This window comes from Yonghaparkia sp. Soil809, from assembly GCF_001429705.1.
Classification (GTDB): domain Bacteria; phylum Actinomycetota; class Actinomycetes; order Actinomycetales; family Microbacteriaceae; genus Microcella.
Map to the genome: position 1 here is coordinate 334,990 of NZ_LMSV01000001.1, position 16,080 is coordinate 351,069.

The 16,080-nt window shown below is 72.1% G+C and carries 15 protein-coding genes; 3 read left to right on the forward strand and 12 right to left on the reverse strand.

All coding sequences use genetic code 11. The features are described from left to right. Positions 1-10: 10 nt before the first annotated feature. From ASG83_RS01640 to ASG83_RS12765, 7 genes are all read right to left on the reverse strand, one after another. Entirely contained in the window at positions 11-3,037 is a 3,027-nt protein-coding gene (locus ASG83_RS01640) for a glycoside hydrolase family 38 C-terminal domain-containing protein (protein WP_055856361.1), read from the reverse strand. A gap of 20 nt (positions 3,038-3,057) precedes the next feature. Further along, positions 3,058-3,927 carry a carbohydrate ABC transporter permease gene (locus ASG83_RS01645; protein ID WP_055856364.1) on the reverse strand — a complete coding sequence of 290 codons (870 nt, stop codon included), beginning with the start codon at positions 3,925-3,927 and terminating at the stop codon, positions 3,058-3,060. Then, complete coding sequence (locus ASG83_RS01650) at positions 3,924-4,772, reverse strand: carbohydrate ABC transporter permease (RefSeq protein WP_082514891.1); 849 nt, start codon at positions 4,770-4,772, stop codon at positions 3,924-3,926. Before ASG83_RS01650 ends, ASG83_RS01645 begins: the two co-directional genes overlap by 4 nt. Positions 4,773-4,923: 151 nt before the next feature. Continuing rightward, a complete protein-coding gene (locus ASG83_RS01655; RefSeq protein WP_055856375.1) occupies positions 4,924-6,288 on the reverse strand; it encodes an extracellular solute-binding protein in 1,365 nt (454 codons plus the stop codon). A 90-nt stretch (positions 6,289-6,378) separates the two neighbouring features. Then, positions 6,379-7,593, reverse strand: a complete 1,215-nt coding sequence (locus tag ASG83_RS01660; protein ID WP_055859025.1) for an ROK family transcriptional regulator — start codon at positions 7,591-7,593, stop codon at positions 6,379-6,381. A 127-nt stretch (positions 7,594-7,720) separates the two neighbouring features. Then, complete coding sequence (locus tag ASG83_RS12760) at positions 7,721-8,395, reverse strand: DUF2461 domain-containing protein (RefSeq protein ID WP_055856378.1); 675 nt, start codon at positions 8,393-8,395, stop codon at positions 7,721-7,723. Then, positions 8,392-8,958, reverse strand: coding sequence for a hypothetical protein (locus tag ASG83_RS12765; protein WP_055856380.1), 567 nt, complete (start codon positions 8,956-8,958; stop codon positions 8,392-8,394). Before ASG83_RS12765 ends, ASG83_RS12760 begins: the two co-directional genes overlap by 4 nt. Before the next feature lie 139 nt (positions 8,959-9,097). Here ASG83_RS12765 and ASG83_RS01675 point away from each other — a divergent pair, with 139 nt between their 5' ends. Then, a complete protein-coding gene (locus ASG83_RS01675; RefSeq protein WP_055856383.1) occupies positions 9,098-11,578 on the forward strand; it encodes an FAD-dependent oxidoreductase in 2,481 nt (826 codons plus the stop codon). A 17-nt stretch (positions 11,579-11,595) separates the two neighbouring features. Then, complete coding sequence (locus tag ASG83_RS01680) at positions 11,596-12,912, forward strand: FAD-dependent oxidoreductase (RefSeq protein ID WP_055856385.1); 1,317 nt, start codon at positions 11,596-11,598, stop codon at positions 12,910-12,912. Between the two features lie 126 nt (positions 12,913-13,038). Here ASG83_RS01680 and ASG83_RS01685 read toward each other — a convergent pair whose 3' ends face one another. From ASG83_RS01685 to ASG83_RS01700, 4 genes are all read right to left on the reverse strand, one after another. Beyond that, on the reverse strand, positions 13,039-13,467 hold the full coding sequence (locus ASG83_RS01685; RefSeq protein ID WP_055856388.1) for a DUF1761 domain-containing protein: 429 nt from the start codon (positions 13,465-13,467) through the stop codon (positions 13,039-13,041). 78 nt (positions 13,468-13,545) lie between these two features. After that, positions 13,546-13,911 carry a hypothetical protein gene (locus ASG83_RS01690; protein ID WP_055856391.1) on the reverse strand — a complete coding sequence of 122 codons (366 nt, stop codon included), beginning with the start codon at positions 13,909-13,911 and terminating at the stop codon, positions 13,546-13,548. A gap of 9 nt (positions 13,912-13,920) precedes the next feature. Next, entirely contained in the window at positions 13,921-14,538 is a 618-nt protein-coding gene (locus ASG83_RS01695) for a dihydrofolate reductase family protein (protein WP_055856394.1), read from the reverse strand. A gap of 11 nt (positions 14,539-14,549) precedes the next feature. Then, entirely contained in the window at positions 14,550-14,855 is a 306-nt protein-coding gene (locus ASG83_RS01700) for a DUF4190 domain-containing protein (RefSeq protein ID WP_055856396.1), read from the reverse strand. A gap of 72 nt (positions 14,856-14,927) precedes the next feature. Between ASG83_RS01700 and ASG83_RS01705 the strand changes: the two genes are divergently transcribed. Further along, a complete protein-coding gene (locus ASG83_RS01705; RefSeq protein ID WP_055856398.1) occupies positions 14,928-15,506 on the forward strand; it encodes a 1-acyl-sn-glycerol-3-phosphate acyltransferase in 579 nt (192 codons plus the stop codon). A 24-nt stretch (positions 15,507-15,530) separates the two neighbouring features. Here the strand turns inward: ASG83_RS01705 and ASG83_RS13000 are convergent. Continuing rightward, on the reverse strand, positions 15,531-16,061 hold a 531-nt coding region (locus ASG83_RS13000), incomplete at its 5' end, for a DUF933 domain-containing protein (RefSeq protein ID WP_235459983.1). Positions 16,062-16,080 lie beyond the last annotated feature (19 nt).

Below are 16,080 nucleotides of genomic sequence, written 5' to 3' on the forward strand. Positions count from 1 at the left end.
TCACACGCCGTCACACCGCCGACGCGTCGAGGCGGATGCGCAGGGTGACGATCTCGAAGGGCCGCAGCAGCAGCACGATCTCCTCGTCCGGGGCGAACGCGTCGCGCCGGTCGCCGCGCTCGCGCTCCAGCAGGTCGACGCACTGGGCCTCGCCGCGGCGGGCGTCGACCACGACGGCGGTCGTGGTCGACGCGCCGCTCGCCTCGTAGATCCGGACGATGAGATCGCCCGATCGATCGTCGGCGAGCTTCACGGTCTCGATGACGGCCGAGCCTCCCTCCAGCCGGACGAGGGGCGCGACCGGCGTCGCGCCGCGCAGGGCGCGAGGCGGACGGCTCCGTCGGTAGCCCTCGGCGACCGCGTCGGAGATCGAGCGGGTCGGCCGGAGCGAGAGCGCGAAATCGTGCTCGCCCCGATCGGCGTCGGGGTCGGGGAAGGTCGCCGCCCGCAGCAGCGAAGCCCGCAGGAGCGTGCCGACGCCGCGACCGTCCCGATCGAGACGCTGGATGTCCCACCCGTACGCGCTGGCGTTGGCGACGACGAGCCCCTGCCCGGGCTCCTCGACTTGGACCCAGCGGTGGGCGACCGTCTCGAACCGCGCCGCGTCCCACGAGGTGTTGGCGTGGGTCGGCCGATGGACGTGGCCGAACTGGGTCTCGGAGGAGGCGCGATCGGCGAGGATGCCGACGGGCAGCGCGAGCTTCAGGATCATGCGGTCCTCGCGCCAGTCGACGTGCACGTCGAGGTCGAGCGCCGCGCCGTCGGGCGACAGCGAGATCCGCTGCTCGATCGTGGACGCCCCCGCGGTGAGCCGCAGGACGACCGCCTCGCCTTCGATCTCGCACGAGACGACGTCATCGACCTCGCGACCGGTGCGCCGGTAGTTCTCGTCGAGATCCCAGGCGTCCCACTGCGCGGGGCGGTCGCGGAAGAGCTGGAAGCGGTTCGCCGGCTCTCCCGCCACGATCAGCTCGCGCCCGCTGGTCAGGTCGACGAACGAGACGATGCGCCCGCCCCGATCGATCACGACGCGGAGCGTGTCGCTCTCGAGCACGAATCCCCCGTCGTCCGCGCGCCCGACGGCCCGGCCGAGGGCGTCGGAGCGGGTGCCGAGGTCGGACTCCACGATCGCGAAGGCCGCCGGATCGCAGGGCGAGGAGATCGCCCGCAGCGCGCGGTCGCCCTCCCCGGCCAGCGCGGCCACGGAGGCGTCGATGAGGGATTCGAGCGAGCGGCGCACCTGCGCGTAGCGCTCCTCCGCCTCCTCGTGCACCCACGAGATCGACGTGCCGGGAAGGATGTCGTGGAACTGCTGCAGGAGGACGATGCGCCAGGCCGCGTCGAGCTCCTCGTGCGGGTAGGGGGCGCCGGAGCGCACCGCGGCGGTCGCCGCCCAGAGCTCCGCCTCGTGCAGGAGCGCCTCGCTGCGGCGGTTGCCCTGCTTGGTCTCGGCCTGCGAGGTGAACACGCCGCGATGCAGCTCGAGATAGAGCTCCCCCGACCAGACGGGCGGGCGAGCGATCTCCTGGCGCGCCTCGTCGAAGAACGCGGCGGGCGTGGAGAACTCCACGCGCGGCGAGCCCTCCAGGTCGCCCTTGCGTCGACCCAGAGCGATCATCTCCCGCGTCGGGCCGCCGCCGCCGTCGCCCCAGCCGAAGGGCACGATCGAGCTCGATCCCACCGCCTTCTCGGCGTACTGCCGCTCGGCCTTGGCGAGATCGGCAGCTCCGAGATCGCTCATGTAGCTGTCGACCGGCGGGAAGTGGGTGAGGATGCGCGAGCCGTCGATGCCCTCCCACGAGAAGGTGTGGTGCGGCATCCGATTGGTGTCGTTCCACGAGATCTTCTGCGTCACGAAACCGGTCGCCCCCACGCCGAGGAAGATCTGCGGCAGCGCGGCCGAGAAGCCGAACGAGTCGGGGAGCCACACGATGTCGCTCTCGACCCCGAAGGCCTCGCGGAAGAACCGCGACCCGAGCAGGAACTGCCGGATCATCGACTCACCGCCGATCATCGTGGCGTCGGACTCGACCCACATCCCGCCCACCGGGATGATCCGGCCGGAGTCGACCGCCGTGCGCAGCCGCTCGAACAGCTCCGGGTAGTGCTGCTGCACCCACGCGTACTGCTGGGCCGAGGAGGCCACGAAGCGGAAGTCGGGGTCTCGGTCGATGAGGTCGAGCACGTTGGAGAGCGTGCGGGCGAACTTCCGCACGGTCTCCCGCGTGGGCCAGAGCCACGCCGAGTCGATGTGGGCGTGCCCCACGGCGTGGACGCGATGCGCGCTCGCGTGGGCGGGCCGCCCGAGCTCCACCGCGAGCACCTCCCGCGCCCGGTCGACGTCGGCGGCCACGTCATCGGGGTCGACGAGGTCGACCACGCGCGCGAGCGCCTCCACGATGCGCCGCCGACGCGGCTGCTCGTCCGGCAGCTGGCCGACGAGGTCCCACAGGGCGGTGGCGTCGTGCCAGAGCTCGGTGACCCGGACGTCTCGCCGGACGAGGTCGACGCGTCGCAGCACGTAGAGCAGGGCATCCCCCGCCGTATCGCGGTGGCCGAGAGGCGTCGCCCGGAAGCTGAAGTCGTCGGCGATGTTCGGGTTCGCCGCGGCCTCGATGAGCAGATCGACCGCGCCCGCGTGCGGCAGGGGGACGAAGCGGTTGAGCGGCTCGAGGCCCTTGAGCATGCGGCCCGAGGCGTCGTACACGATGCCCTCGGCCTGGAAGCCGGGCAGCCGCGACGAGTACCCCAGATCGACCTCGAGCTCGACCTCGTGGCGCCCGTCCGCGCCGGACCACTCCGCGGGCACCTCGCCGGTGACGCGGAACCAGACCGTGTCCCACGCCCTGCCCCACTCCGACCCGACGGCGAACGGGGCGAAGGGGCGCGCGACGGCCTCGGCGAACGGGATGGGCTCCCCGTCGACCACCGACGCCGTCACCGCGAGCGGGATGCGCTCGGCGATGCGCTGCGGGCCGAGGACGTCGCGCAGGAAGCGCTCGATGCGACCGTCGGTGGTCAGGCGGTGCTCGTGCACGGTGGTCCTTCCGGGTGGGGTCAGCCCTTGACCGAGCCGGCCAGGGCGAACGACCCGCCGATCAGTCTCGAGGCGAGGATGTACAGGATGACGACGGGCAGCGAGTAGAGCAGCGAGAAGGCAGCGAGCTGACCGTAGGCGATCGAGCCGAACTGTCCGAAGAAGGTGTAGATGCTCGTCGCCGCGGGCTGCTTGCTCGGCGAGTAGAGCAGGACGAACGGCACGAAGAAGTTGCCCCACGCCTGCAGGAAGACGAAGACGAACACCACGGCGATGCCCGGGCGCATGAGCGGCACGACGATCATCCGCAGCGCGCGCATCGCGGAGGCGCCGTCGATCCACGCCGCCTCCTCGAGAGTGACGGGAACGGCATCCATGAAGCTCTTCGTCATGAACACCGCCATCGGCAGCGACGACGCGACCAGGAAGAGGATCGTGCCGGGCATGGAGTCGAGGAGGTCGAGCACGACGAAGAGGCTGTAGACCGGCACCATGATCGCCGTGATCGGGAGGCAGGTGCCGAACAGGACCCCGTACATGACGCCCCGATGGAAGCGCGAGCGATAGCGCGACAGCGGATACGCCGCGAGCAGCGCGACGAGCACCGTGATCGCGGCCGTCGCGGTCGACAGCAGCAGGCTGTTGCCCAGCGGCACGAACGTCGTCTGCGGGGTCAGGACCGCGGCGAAGTTGTCCAGCGACAGCTCCTGCGGCAGTCGGGTCTCGTAGGTGGCTCTCGCGTCGAAGGCCGCGAGCAGCAGCCAGGCGAGCGGCAGCAGGAAGGCCGCGGTGACGAGCACGAGCGCCGCGGTCGACAGCCCGCGGGAGACCGATCGACGCGGGGAGGCCACCGACACCGGTCGAGGGGCGCGGGCGACGGCGGCCGTCATCGGTCGGCCTCCGCCCGGTTGAGGATGCGGATGTAGACGATCGAGAAGACGGCCCCGATCACGAGCATGACGGTCGCGATCGCGGTGCCGAACGCGATGCTGCCGAAGCGGAACGCCTCCTGGTAGGCGTACACCGGCAGGGTCGCGCTCGCATTGCCGGGGCCGCCGGCTGTCATGACGTAGATGAGGGTGAAGACCGACAGCGTCTGCAGGGTGACGAGCATGAGGTTCGTAGCGATCGTGCCGCGCAGCAGAGGGACGGTGACGCGCACCAGCCGCTGCCAGCCGTTCGCCCCGTCGATCTGCGCGGCCTCGGTGAGCTCCGGCGGCACCTCGCTGAGGGCCGCCCGGTAGACGAGCATCGAGAAGGCGGTGCCGCGCCACACGTTGGCGAGCACGATCGTGAGCATGGGGACGGTGAACAGCCAGTTGTCGCCTTCGAGCCCGATGACCGCCAGCAGCTGGTTGAGCGTGCCGTCACGCGAGAAGAACGCGTAAGCGACGAACGCGGCGACGATCTCCGGCAGCACCCAGGCGCCGATCACCGCGCCGCTCGCGATCGTCGCGACCCGGCGATCGGCCCGCGTCATGGCGAAGGCGACGAGGAAGCCCAGCACGTTCTGCCCGACGACGGCGGACAGGACCGTGAAGACGACGGTCAGCCACAGCGAGAGCGGGAAGTCGGGATCGGCGAGGAGCCGCTCGTAGTTCGCGAGCCCCACCCAGTCGGGCGAGGTCGCGGAGGCTCCGGTGAGGGTCGCGTTCGTCAGCGACCCGACGATCGACCAGACGATGGGACCGAGCAGGAAGACCGCGAGCAGCAGGAGTGCGGGAAGAAGAGGCATCGTCCGGGCGGCGAGCCGAGAGGCTCGCCGCCCGAACGGGCTGTCGCGGCGTCCGAAGGTACCGGACGGACGCTGCGACGACGATGCGGTTGCCGTCACCGGGCTGCTGCCCGGCTGCACCGGTGGGGCGGTGCCGCATCGAGGTCTGGGGTCATCTCTCGATGATGCCGTCTGCGCCGACGATCGACTCGACGTCGCGGTCGTACGCCGCGGCGGCCTCCTCGGGGGTCGACTGACCGGTCATCACCGCCTCGGTCGCGTTCTGGACCGCGGCGGAGATCTGGTTGTAGTCGCTCGTCGCCGGGCGGAAGTTCGTGATCTCCACGAGCTCCGTGACCGCGCCGACGAAGGGATTCGACTCCAGGTAGCTCGGCTCCGCCGCGACGTCCGCGCGCACCGCGATCTGCGAGTTCTCGGTGACGTAGGACAGCGAGTTCTCCTTGCTCAGAGCCATGGTGAGGAACTCGAAGGCGAGGTCGGGGATCTCGGACGCAGCGCCGACCGCGAGCGTCCATCCGCCGGACATGCTGACGCCCTCGCCGTCCCCGTTCTGCGTCGGGAACGCCGTGGCGCCCATCTGATCGGCGTACTCGGGCCACTCGAACGACCCGCCCTCGACCCAGAACGACGGCGTGTAGGAGCCCTCGATCGTGGCGCCGAGGCGACCCTCCGGGAAGAGCTCGCCGAACACCGACTGCCACACGTTCGGGTCGAGCGCCTGGTCGGCGGGGAGCGAGTAGCCCTCGGAGTAGACGGTCTCGACGAACTCGAGCGCGTCGACGAAGCCCTCGGAGCCGACGACCCACTTGCCCGACTCGGAGTCGAAGAGAGCGTCGCCGCCGAGCTCGGTGCCGTAGAGGAGCTGGTAGAAGCCCTGCATGTTCGAGCCCTCACCGGTGCCGGTGCCCGAGTACAGCATGAAGGGCACGGCCTCGGGGTCGGAGGTCTGCACGGCCTCGGCCATGTCGAGGACGTCCTGCCAGGTCTCGGGCTCCCACGGGGTCGGGATGCCGGCTGCCTCGAGCACGGGGATGCTGTACCAGAGGGCGCGCGTGTCGGTGCCCAGGGAGACGGCGTAGGTCGAGCCGTCGGTGCCGAGGCCCGCGGTACGCGCGGCCTCGCTGAACTGGCCCCAGTCCTCCCACTCGGCGAGGTAGTCGTCGAGCGCCAGCAGGTAGCCGGCCTCGGCGTCGGCGCGGATCGTGGTCGTGTCCTGGTAGAACACATCGGGCGCGGTCTCGGCCGAGCGGTGCGAGAGGGCCAGGCGGGTCTTGTAGTCCTCATCGGGAGCGGAGACGGGCTGGAGCTCCACGGTGACGCCGGGGTTCGCATCCTCGAAGTCGGTCTTGACCGTCTGGAACAGGGTGTCGAGCGCGGTGAAGGCATCCGTGCGGATGTAGGAGACGGTGAGGGTCTGGTCGTCGGACTCCTCCCCCGCGGCGGAGCAGCCGGCGACGCCGATGAGGGCTCCCGTGACGACGAGGGCGGTGGTGGTCGTGCGAAGGGTGCGCCTCATGCTGTGCTCCTTTGCTCGGCATGGCGGAGGGGGACCGAGCACTGACCCGCAGCCCGATCACGATAAGTAAATCGAATGGAGTAATCCGCGTCAAGCGAGAATCGCCGGAAGCATCAGCGAGCGCGTCTGCGGCGAGAGCGTGCGATCGAGGATGAGCGCCGCGGCCCCGATCGCCGCGACGTCGTCGCCGAGCGCGGACGTCCCGACACCGAGCGGGTGGATGCCGCGCGCCGCGCGGAGCCCCTCGAGCTCCACGGGCACCGTCGACATCATGAGCGCGCTGATGGGGGTGAGGAACGGGCCGCCGAGGACGACGCGGTCCACGTCGAGGAGATTGGTCATCACCGCCAGCAGTCGTGCGAACCTCATCGCCGCGCGCTCCAGCACGAGGACCGCCAGGGGGTCGCCGCTCCCGGCCTCCGCCGCCAGCAGCGTGAAGGCGCCGTCGATCGCCTCGGTGTCGGTGGCGCCGCGGTCGGCGGAGCGCCCGCCGAGCCCCCACCACTCCCGCACCAGCGCCTCAGGCGTGCACGTCACGGCGACGCAGCCGCGCGACCCGCAGGTGCACTCCGGACCGCCCGGGTCGACCACGATGTGCCCGACCTCCCCCGCGTTGTCCGCGCTCCCCCGCACGACCTCGCCGTCGACGACGATGCCCGCTCCGATGCCCGTGCCGACGTACAGGAACACGAACGAGCCGCTCCCCGCGCCGCTCGCCGCCGCCCACTTCTCGGCGACGGCGGCCGCCGTGACGTCCTTATCGACGACGACCTCCATGCCCGAGCGGAGCCGCAGCTCGTCCCGCACCGCGACCCGGTGCCAGCCTTGGAGGTTGGGCGGCCCGACCAGCGCGCCCGCGACGGGGTCGATCGGACCGGGCGCCGCGACGCCCAGGCCGGCGAGCCGGCTCCGGTCGATGCCCGAATCGATGAGGAGCCGCTCGGCGGTCGCGGCGATCGCGTCGATCACCTCGTCCGGGCGCTGCTGCAGCGGCGTGCCGATCCGCTCGCGCGCGATGACCGACCCCGCGAGATCGAGGAGGACGACCGTCGTCACCGTGGGGTCGAGGTGCGCGCCGAGAGCGAAGCGCCCGCCCGGGTTCAGCCTCAGGATCGTGCGGGGCTTCCCCGGCCCGCTCACCTCCTTACCCGCCTCCGAGATCAGGTCGGCGTCGAGGAGTCGACGGCTGATGTTGGACACCGTCTGGGCGGAGAGCCCCGTCGCCTCCGCGAGCTCGACCCGGCTCAGCCCCTGCGGCGCGCGTCGCACCGCCTCGAGGATGACCGACTGGTTGAAGTCGCCCATCGCGGGCAGGTTGGTCCCGCGCCGTCCGCCGGCGCCGTCGAGCGGCAGCGCGCGCAGAGCCCCGTCGCCGACCATACGTGCACCCTAGCGGGCGAGCCCGCGCGCGTGAGCGGGCCGCCCGCTCGCGTCAGCGGGCCGCCTCGACGGGCGCGGGCAGATTCTCGGCGAGCCACGTGTTCCACTCGCCGACGACGCGCCAGCCCGCGCGCACGCGGTCGACGAGCTCGGGCCCGGTCATCCACTCGGCGGGGGCGTGCTCGGCGGCGACGGCCAGGCGCTTGAGCCTGAGCAGGGCGATCTTCGGGTGGTCGGCGCGGTAGCCGCGGGGGGCGGTGGCGAGGGCATCCGCCGTCATGATCGCGAAGCCGCGCTCGGCGGCCTCGTCCAGCGTCGCCTCGAGGTCGCCGACGAGGCGGTTGTCGTCGCAGATCTCGCGGAAGCGGGCGAGCTGCTCGCGGCTCGGCTGGTACTCGCCGCCGGCGAGCATGAGGCCGTGGTGCGAGACCTGCAGGTAGTAGGTGCCCGCGCTCGAGTCGGCGCTCACGAGCCCGAGGTGATCCTTGTACGGGCGCTTGTCGGCGCTGAAGCGCACGTCCTTGTACGGCCGGAAGATCTTCAGCGGCCCGAACTCGCCGCCGAGCGCGTCGACGAGCCGCTCGACCGGCGCCTTCACGCGCTCGTCATAGCGCTGCTTGTTCGCGAGCCACCACTCGCGGTTCTGGTTCTGCTCGAGCTCGGCGTAGAAGGCGAAGACGTCGGGGTCGAGGCCGGTCGCGGGGGCTGGGCCGGTCGATTCGGTCACGGATGCTCGCTCTCGGCTCGCGCGGCGACGAGGGCTCCGCGCGCGAGGTCGACGCGCTCGGCGAGGTAGGCCGCGAGGGGGCGCAGCGCGCTGTCCGGGGCGGTCGGGATCCAGCGGACGAGGACCTCGAGTTCGCCGGATTCGGTCTCGCGCAGGACGAGCGGGCCCCGCTCGGCGCGCATCGCCTCCGGGTCGTCGAGCGGGATTGCGCGGGAGTCGAGCACGAGGGTCTCGCCCTCGTCGAACCCGGAGTCGAGAGCCGTCTGCCGGAGGGCGCGGCGCTCCTGGGCGCTCGCCGACTGGTGCCCGGGCAGTACCTGCCGGCTCGCGCGCACGATTCGACCCGGATCGAGCACGTCTCCGTCTCGAGTGGCGAGGAGGGCGCCGAGGAGGAATCCCTCGCCGGTGCGGCGGAGCTTCTCGCGCACCGGGATGAACCCGAGAGCGCGGTGCGCCGCGACCGTGGTCGCGACCTGCTCAGGGCGCGCACCGGCGGCGGCGAGCTCGGCCGCGGCCTCGGCGAGGGCGGCTCGGGCGGCGGCGAGCGCGCGGGGAGCATCCACGCCTCTATCGTGCCTCAGCAGGCTGAGGACAGGGGCGATCCTCGAATTGTTGTCCAAGGGTGCAACACCGGCTTATCGTTCTCGTACCGGCGACGACGCCGGGCCGCACTCCACGCTCGACGCGAACGGGGCCTCCGCCGTGCACAGACTCGCCGACCGATCGCTCAGCGCCGCGCTCCTCACCGACGACGCCCGTGCGCCGCTGCCCGCCCGCGCGGGCACGGTCATCGTCGGCGGCGGCATCATCGGCGCGAGCATCGCCCACCACCTCGCCGCGGCCGGCGCCGACGACGTGCTGCTGATCGAGCGCGCTCGGCTCACGAGCGGCACGAGCTGGCACGCCGCGGGCCTCGTCGCGAACGGCCGGGGGTCGACCGCGATGACGCACCTCTCGTCGTGCGTCGTCGCGACCTACGCGACGCTGCAGGAGCGCTCGGGCATCGACGTGTCGTTCGACCGCGTCGGCTCGCTCAGCATCGCCCGCACGACGGGTCGCGTCGACGAGCTGCTGCGCGCCCGCGACGTCGCCGCCCAGAACGGCATCGACGCGCGCATGGTCGAGCTCGATGAGATCGCGCGACTGTGGCCGCTCGCGTCGACCGAGGGGATGCTCGCCGGCCTCCACTACCCGGCCGACGGCCACGTGAACCCCGGCTTCGCCGCGCTCGCCTTCGCCGCGCTCGCCCAGCGGTCGGGCGTCGCCCTGCGGGAGGGTGTGACGGCGCTCGAGATCCTGCACGACGGCGGGGTCGTGCGCGGCGTGCGCACCGATCAGGGCGACGTGCTCGCCGAGCGCGTCGTCATCGCGGGCGGGCTCTGGAGCCGCGAGCTCGCGGCGACCGCGGGCGTCCGGCTGCCGCTCTACCCGGCCGAGCACGTGCACGTGCGCTCGGCCCCGATCGCGGGGGCGGCCGGGCCTTCGGGCGCCGGGCTGCCCGTCCTGCGCGATCTCGACCGCAGCTACTACGTGCGCTCGGAGGGGGAACGGCTGCTCGTCGGCGCGTTCGAGCCTCGAGGGATCCCGCGGGCCGTGCCGAGCATCCCGACCGAGGGGTTCGCGGAGTTCCCGCCCGACTGGGAGCACTTCGCGGCCGTGCGCGCGCACGCCGAGAGCACGGTACCGGCGCTCACGGCGGCTCCATACGACCGCTTCCTCAACGCGCCTGAGAGCTTCACGCCCGATACGGCGTTCCTGATGGGCGAAACCGCGGAGGTCGAGCAGCTGTTCGTCGCGGCCGGCATGAACTCGCAGGGCATCATCTACGCGCCGGGAGTCGGTCGCGAACTCGCGGCCTGGATGCTGACGGGCGCGCCCGCATTCGAATCGGCATCGGTGGATGTGCGGCGCTTCTCGCCGCACCAGGCCAGTCGGCGCTACCTGCACGCGCGCACGACGGAGAGCCTGGGCCGGCTGTACGCGATGCACTGGCCGCAGTACCAGTCGGAGACCGCGCGGAACGTGCGCCGCACGCCGCTGCATGACCGGATCGGAGAGCTCGGCGCGCGGTTCGGCGAGCTCAACGGCGGCGAGCGAGCGCTCTACTACGGCGGGCCGGCGATCGCCGACGGCTACAGCTACGGTCGGCCCGGCTGGTTCGTCCGGGTCGCCGCCGAGCACCGCGCCGCGCGCGAGGGCGTCGCCCTGTTCGACCTGAGCCCGTTCGCGAAGTTCGAGGTCGCCGGGCCCGACGCGCTCGCGCTGTGCCAGTGGGTCGGGACGAACGACGTCGACGTCGCGGTCGGCACGGCGGTCTACACGCTCTTCCTCAACGCGCGCGGCGGCATCGAGCTCGACGGGACGATCACGCGACTGGCCGACGACCGCTTCCTCGTCGTCACGCCGTCGGCGAGCCGGCACGCCTCGCTCTGGCTGCTGCGGCGGGCGGCGCGGGGTCGGGCGGCGGCCGTCGTCGACGTCACCGCGGGCCTCGCGACGATCGGTGTGATGGGGCCGCGGAGCCGCGAGCTCATGGAGCGCGTCTCGCCCGACGACTGGTCGGACGCCGCCCAGCCGTACACGCGCGGCCGCGAGGTCGAGGTCGCCGACGGCTTCGCGTACTGCCTGCGCATCAGCTTCGTGGGCGAGCTCGGCTATGAGCTCTACCCGCCGGCCGACCTCGCCGTGAACGTCCTCGATGCGCTGCTCGCGGCTGGCGAGGGCCTCGGCGTGCGCCTCGCCGGCTACCATGCCCTCGACTCGCTGCGCAGCGAGAAGGGCTACCGGCACCTCGGCCACGATATCGGCGCGAGCGACGACCCGTACTCGGCGGGGCTCGGCTTCACGGTCGCGCTCGACAAGCCGGGCGGGTTCTGCGGGCGCGACGCCGTGGCCGCGCTCGACCGGTCACGACCGCGCCACCGCACCGTCTTCGTCGCGCTCGACGACCCGGAGCCTCTGCTGCTCCACGACGAGACCGTCCTGCGTGACGGGGTGCCGATCGGCCGGGTCACGAGCGGCGCGTTCGGCCACACCCTGGGGCGCTCGGTCGGCCTCGCCGCGATCGACCCGGATGCCGACCTCGAGGGGGTCTTCACGATCGAGGTCGCGGGGGTCGCGCATCCGGCGACCGTGGCGCGGCGCCCCTTCTCCGACCCGCGCGGCGAGCGCCTGCGCGGCTGACCAGGAACGGAGACGCGATGAGCAGGCACGACGTGATCGTGGTGGGCGCGGGGCTCGCCGGGCTGAGCGCGGCGCGCGACCTCGGCGCGGGCGGCGCCGACGTGATCGTGCTCGAGGCGCGCGGCCGAGCGGGCGGCCGCGTCGAGCAGTCGGAGACCCCCGACGGCAGGCCGATCCAGCTCGGTGGCGAGGTCATCGGCATCGCCCACACGGCCTACCGCGAGCTCGTCGCCGAGCTCGGCCTCACGATCGTGCCGAGCTTCACCGACATTCCCGGCGAGTCGACGTGGCTGGTCTCCGAGGGTCGCGTCCTCGGAGATGAGATGCCGTGGATGCTCGACTCGGACCGCGCGATCTACGACCGGCTCGAGCAGAGGTTCGCGGCCCTCGCCGCCACCGTCGACCCCGATGACCCGTGGGCGCATCCCGATGCCGTCGCGCTCGACCGCCTCAGCGTCGGAGCCTGGCTGCGGTCGGAGGGCGCCACCCCCGCCGTGCTGCGCGCGATGGAGTTGCGCACCCTCGCCCTCGCCGACCCGTCGATCGAGCGGCGGTCGCTGCTCGCCGACCTGCGCAAGGAGGCGACGGCGGGGGCGCTCGGCTTCTACGACTACGACGCGTGGGAGAGCGCGAAGGTGCTCGAGGGGTCGGCGACCGTCGCGCTGCGCATGGCGGAGGGGCTCGGGCACCGGATCCGGTACGGGAGCGCCGTCGTGGCGATCGCCGTCGGTTCTGGTGGCGTCGAGGTGACGCTCGCGACGGGCGAGCGACTGACCGCCTCGGATGTCGTGTGCGCGCTGCCCGCGGGGCCGCTGCGCGACCTGCGCATCTCGGGGGTCGCACCCGACTATCTCGCGGCGGCCACGCGGCGGCAGCACGCTCCGGCGGCGAAGCTCGTCACCGTCTACGCGTCGTCGTTCTGGGAGGCGAACGGGCAGAACGGCACGGGCTACTTCGAGCACACGCTGCTCGGGGGCACGTGGGTGCAGACGACGGGCGCGCTCTCGGCGCTCGTGCCCGTCGATCGGCTCGGGCCGTACCAGGCGCTGCCGGCGGCGCAGCGCGAAGCCGTGCTGCTCGGCGAGCTCGTCGCCGCCTACGGGCCTGAGGCGGCCGAGGTCGAGTCGGTGTTCGTGCGCGACTGGTTCGCCGACCCGTGGACGCAGGGGTACATCACCGCGTGGCGACCCGGCGACCTCACCGCGGTCGGGCCGCTGCACGGCACGCACGCGCCGCCGTTCTGGCTCGTCGGCTCGGATCAGTGGGTGTGCGGGTACATGGAGGGCGCGGTGCGCACGGGGCGCGGGGCGGCGCGGCAGCTGCTCGCGCGCTGAGCGCGGCTCGCGCGGGCCTCGCGGCACGCCCGCGGCCACTGCCAGAACGCAATCCGCACTGTTCGGGGCACTCCGTGCGCCCGGGGGCGGACGAGTTGCCCCGAACAGTTCGGAATGCGCGCGAGGTCAGCCGATGAGTCCGACGACCAGGCCCGCGAGCGTCAGGCCGACGACGTCGCCGCCGACCTCGATCGCCCAGACCCGGATCCCGTCGCCGCCGAACAGCCGGTGCGAGAGCGAGCTCGCCGCGACGAGGCCGATGCCGAGGAGGAGGCCGCCGAGCGCGCCGCCGAGCGGACCGACCGGGTCGCCCGTCGCCTGAGCGACGAATGCGAGCACGATGGCGAGCGTGAGCACCTGCACGAGCGCTCCGACCGCGGTGAGCCCGAACAGCAGGCCGGGGCCGTGCAGCCCCGGCGGGTTCTGCGGGTCGTGACCTTTGGCGCGCATCCGCGCCGGGTAGAAGGTCTTCGGCCCGAACCAGATGGCGCCGGTGACGAAGTAGACGACGAAGCCGGCGAGTACGGCCAGCCAGTTGAGCTCGGGGAGGGTCATGGGGCGACGGTACTCCCGCGGATCGGCGGTGGCGAAGACACGGACGTCCCGTGTCTTGCGGTGGTGGGTGCTGCGGCTTCAGCCTCCGACCGGCTCGAATGACACGATGGTCGGGTCGCCGCCGCCGCTGTCGGTCGTGCACCGCCAGGCGTACTCGACGGTCGAACCGTCGCTCGCCGACTCGCGTGCGCTCACGACGCCGCTGACGTCGGCGGCACCGGTGCCAGGCGAGTACGAGTGACTGATGTCGGTGAGGTAGATGCCGGACGGAACCCTCGCATCGTCTCGCAGACGGCCATCAGCTGCCTCGAGCGAGCACGCGACGACAGCGTCGCGCAGATCACCGTCGTAGTCGAGGTACACCTCTTCGGCGATCTCAGGCCCGACGCAGCCGGCGAGACCGAGAGCGACGAGGGTGATCACGGCGACGCGACGGATGCTCACGACCGGATTCTAGGCGGCCGGCGTGTCGACCCGCCACCGCATGAGCACCTGGCCCGACTCCGGCCATGCCCGGCTCTCGAGCAGCCTCAGCGCGACTGGCGGCCGCGCGTCGAACAGCGGCACTCCCCCACCGGCGATGAGCGGGAACGTCACGAGGTGCAGCTCGTCGACGAGGCCCGCGTGCATGAGGTCGTTCCAGAGGATGCGCCCGAGCAGGATCAGAATGCCCGGTCCGTCGAGCGTCTTCAGGCGGGCGACCTCGGCGCGAGCATCCGCCACCGCCACGATGCGGGTGTTCGGGTACGGGGCGAGGTCCGCCTCGGTGATGGTGTCGGAGACGACCACCTTCTCGACGCGCTCGATGAGCTCGGCGAACTCGCGGCGGATCGCCGTCGCGCTCGGGTCGTCGCGCACGCCCGCCCAGTACCCGAGGTTGCCGAGCGCCGAGCGCCGCCCCGACAGCAGGAGCGTGCCGGCCTCGCGCAAGAGCCCTGCGTTGTAGTGGTCGAAGGTGTCGGTGCCGCCGTAGTCGGCGTGGTGGTGCTCGAAGAGCGAGGCGATGTCGTGGTCGTCGTCCTCGTAGCGGCCATCGATCGTGACGAAGTTGCAGACGGTGAGGGTGCGCATGGTGGGCGCGCTCAGCGCGGCAGGGTCCAGAAGAAGAAGTTGCCGAAGATCGACGCGACCATGCCCAGCCACGCGATCACGAACATGACGATGAACGCGGTGAAGACTCCGCCGACGATGGCCCCGGCCTTCGCGAGCCCCGCGCCCTGCTCGCCCGTGCGGGCGATCTGACGCTGAGCGAGGATGCCCAGCACGAGCCCCGCGGGAGGCGCGACGAACGCGGCGACGAGCGACAGGATCGCCATGAGGTTCGTCGGGCGCTCGGGCACCGAGTACGGAGAGGGGCTCGGTTGCGGAGTCGGCGAGGGCTCGGTCATGCGGAGATTCTGTCAGGGAGCGCTCGCCCCGGTCCGGCCCGTCGACAGGCGCAGGCGAATTACGCTGGACGAATGCTTCTGCGCCGCCTCGCCGCCCGTGCGTTCTGGACCGTCAGCCGGTGGCGCCTCGTGACGGAGCCCGCTCTCGACCGCCCCACCCTCCTGATCGGGGCCCCGCACACGTCGAACTGGGACTTCGTCTTCATGCTCGCCATCACGTGGAAGCTCGACATCCACATCCGCTGGCTCGGCAAGAAGAGCCTCTTCGCCGGGTGGCGGGGGCCGATCATGTCGCGGCTCGGCGGCATTCCCGTCGATCGGGATGCGCCCGGCCGCGTGGTCGCCGAGGTCGTCGAGCGCATCCGGTCGGGCGAGGTGTTCAGCCTCGTGGTGACGCCCGACGGCACGCGCTCGGGGCACACGCACTGGAAGTCGGGCTTCTACCGGATCGCGCGCGAGACCGGGATGCCCGTGACCCTCGGGTACGTGGACCGCACGACGATGACGACGGGGCTCGGACCGACGTTCGAGCTCACGGGAGACGTGGCGGCGGACATGGATCGGATCCGGGCGTTCTACGCCGACAAGGCGGGCCACCACCCGAAGAACCGCCTCGAGCCGCGGCTGCGCGAGGAGCTCGCGGGCGAGTAGGCGTCGCGGCCCTGCACCACCCGGCTACACGTTGAAGCGGAACTCGACCACGTCGCCGTCCTGCATGACGTAGTCCTTGCCCTCGATGCGGGCCTTGCCCTTCGCGCGGGCCTCGGCGACGGAGCCGCACGCGACGAGGTCGTCGAACGAGATGACCTCCGCCTTGATGAAGCCCTTCTCGAAGTCGGTGTGGATGACGCCGGCGGCCTGCGGGGCCTTCCAGCCCTTGCCGATCGTCCAGGCGCGCGACTCCTTGGGGCCGGCGGTGAGGTAGGTCTGCAGGCCGAGCGTGTCAAATCCGATGCGGGCGAGCTGGTGCAGGCCGCTCTCGGCCTGGCCGGTCGAGGCGAGCAGCTCAGCCGCATCGTCAGGGTCGAGCCCGATGAGCTCGCTCTCGATCTTCGCGTCGAGGAAGACCGCCTTCGCGGGCGCGACGAGCGCCGCGAGCCCGTCCATGCGCGCGGCGTCGCCGAGCACGCCCTCGTCGACGTTGAACACGTAGATGAACGGCTTCGCGCTGAGGAGGCCGAGCTCGCGGATCGGCGCGGCGTCGAANNACCCGCCGCCGAGAGGG

Excerpts from the sequence above, each read along its gene's own strand:
- ASG83_RS01705 (WP_055856398.1), top strand. The coding sequence starts at position 14,928 with ATGCTTCTGCGCCGCCTCGCCGCCCGTGCGTTCTGGACCGTCAGCCGG.
- ASG83_RS01655 (WP_055856375.1), bottom strand. The coding sequence starts at position 6,288 with ATGAGGCGCACCCTTCGCACGACCACCACCGCCCTCGTCGTCACGGGA.
- ASG83_RS01680 (WP_055856385.1), top strand. The coding sequence starts at position 11,596 with ATGAGCAGGCACGACGTGATCGTGGTGGGCGCGGGGCTCGCCGGGCTG.
- ASG83_RS01685 (WP_055856388.1), bottom strand. The coding sequence starts at position 13,467 with ATGACCCTCCCCGAGCTCAACTGGCTGGCCGTACTCGCCGGCTTCGTC.
- ASG83_RS01660 (WP_055859025.1), bottom strand. The coding sequence starts at position 7,593 with ATGGGCGACTTCAACCAGTCGGTCATCCTCGAGGCGGTGCGACGCGCG.
- ASG83_RS01695 (WP_055856394.1), bottom strand. The coding sequence starts at position 14,538 with ATGCGCACCCTCACCGTCTGCAACTTCGTCACGATCGATGGCCGCTAC.
- ASG83_RS01645 (WP_055856364.1), bottom strand. The coding sequence starts at position 3,927 with ATGACGGCCGCCGTCGCCCGCGCCCCTCGACCGGTGTCGGTGGCCTCC.
- ASG83_RS01650 (WP_082514891.1), bottom strand. The coding sequence starts at position 4,772 with ATGCCTCTTCTTCCCGCACTCCTGCTGCTCGCGGTCTTCCTGCTCGGT.
- ASG83_RS01700 (WP_055856396.1), bottom strand. The coding sequence starts at position 14,855 with ATGACCGAGCCCTCGCCGACTCCGCAACCGAGCCCCTCTCCGTACTCG.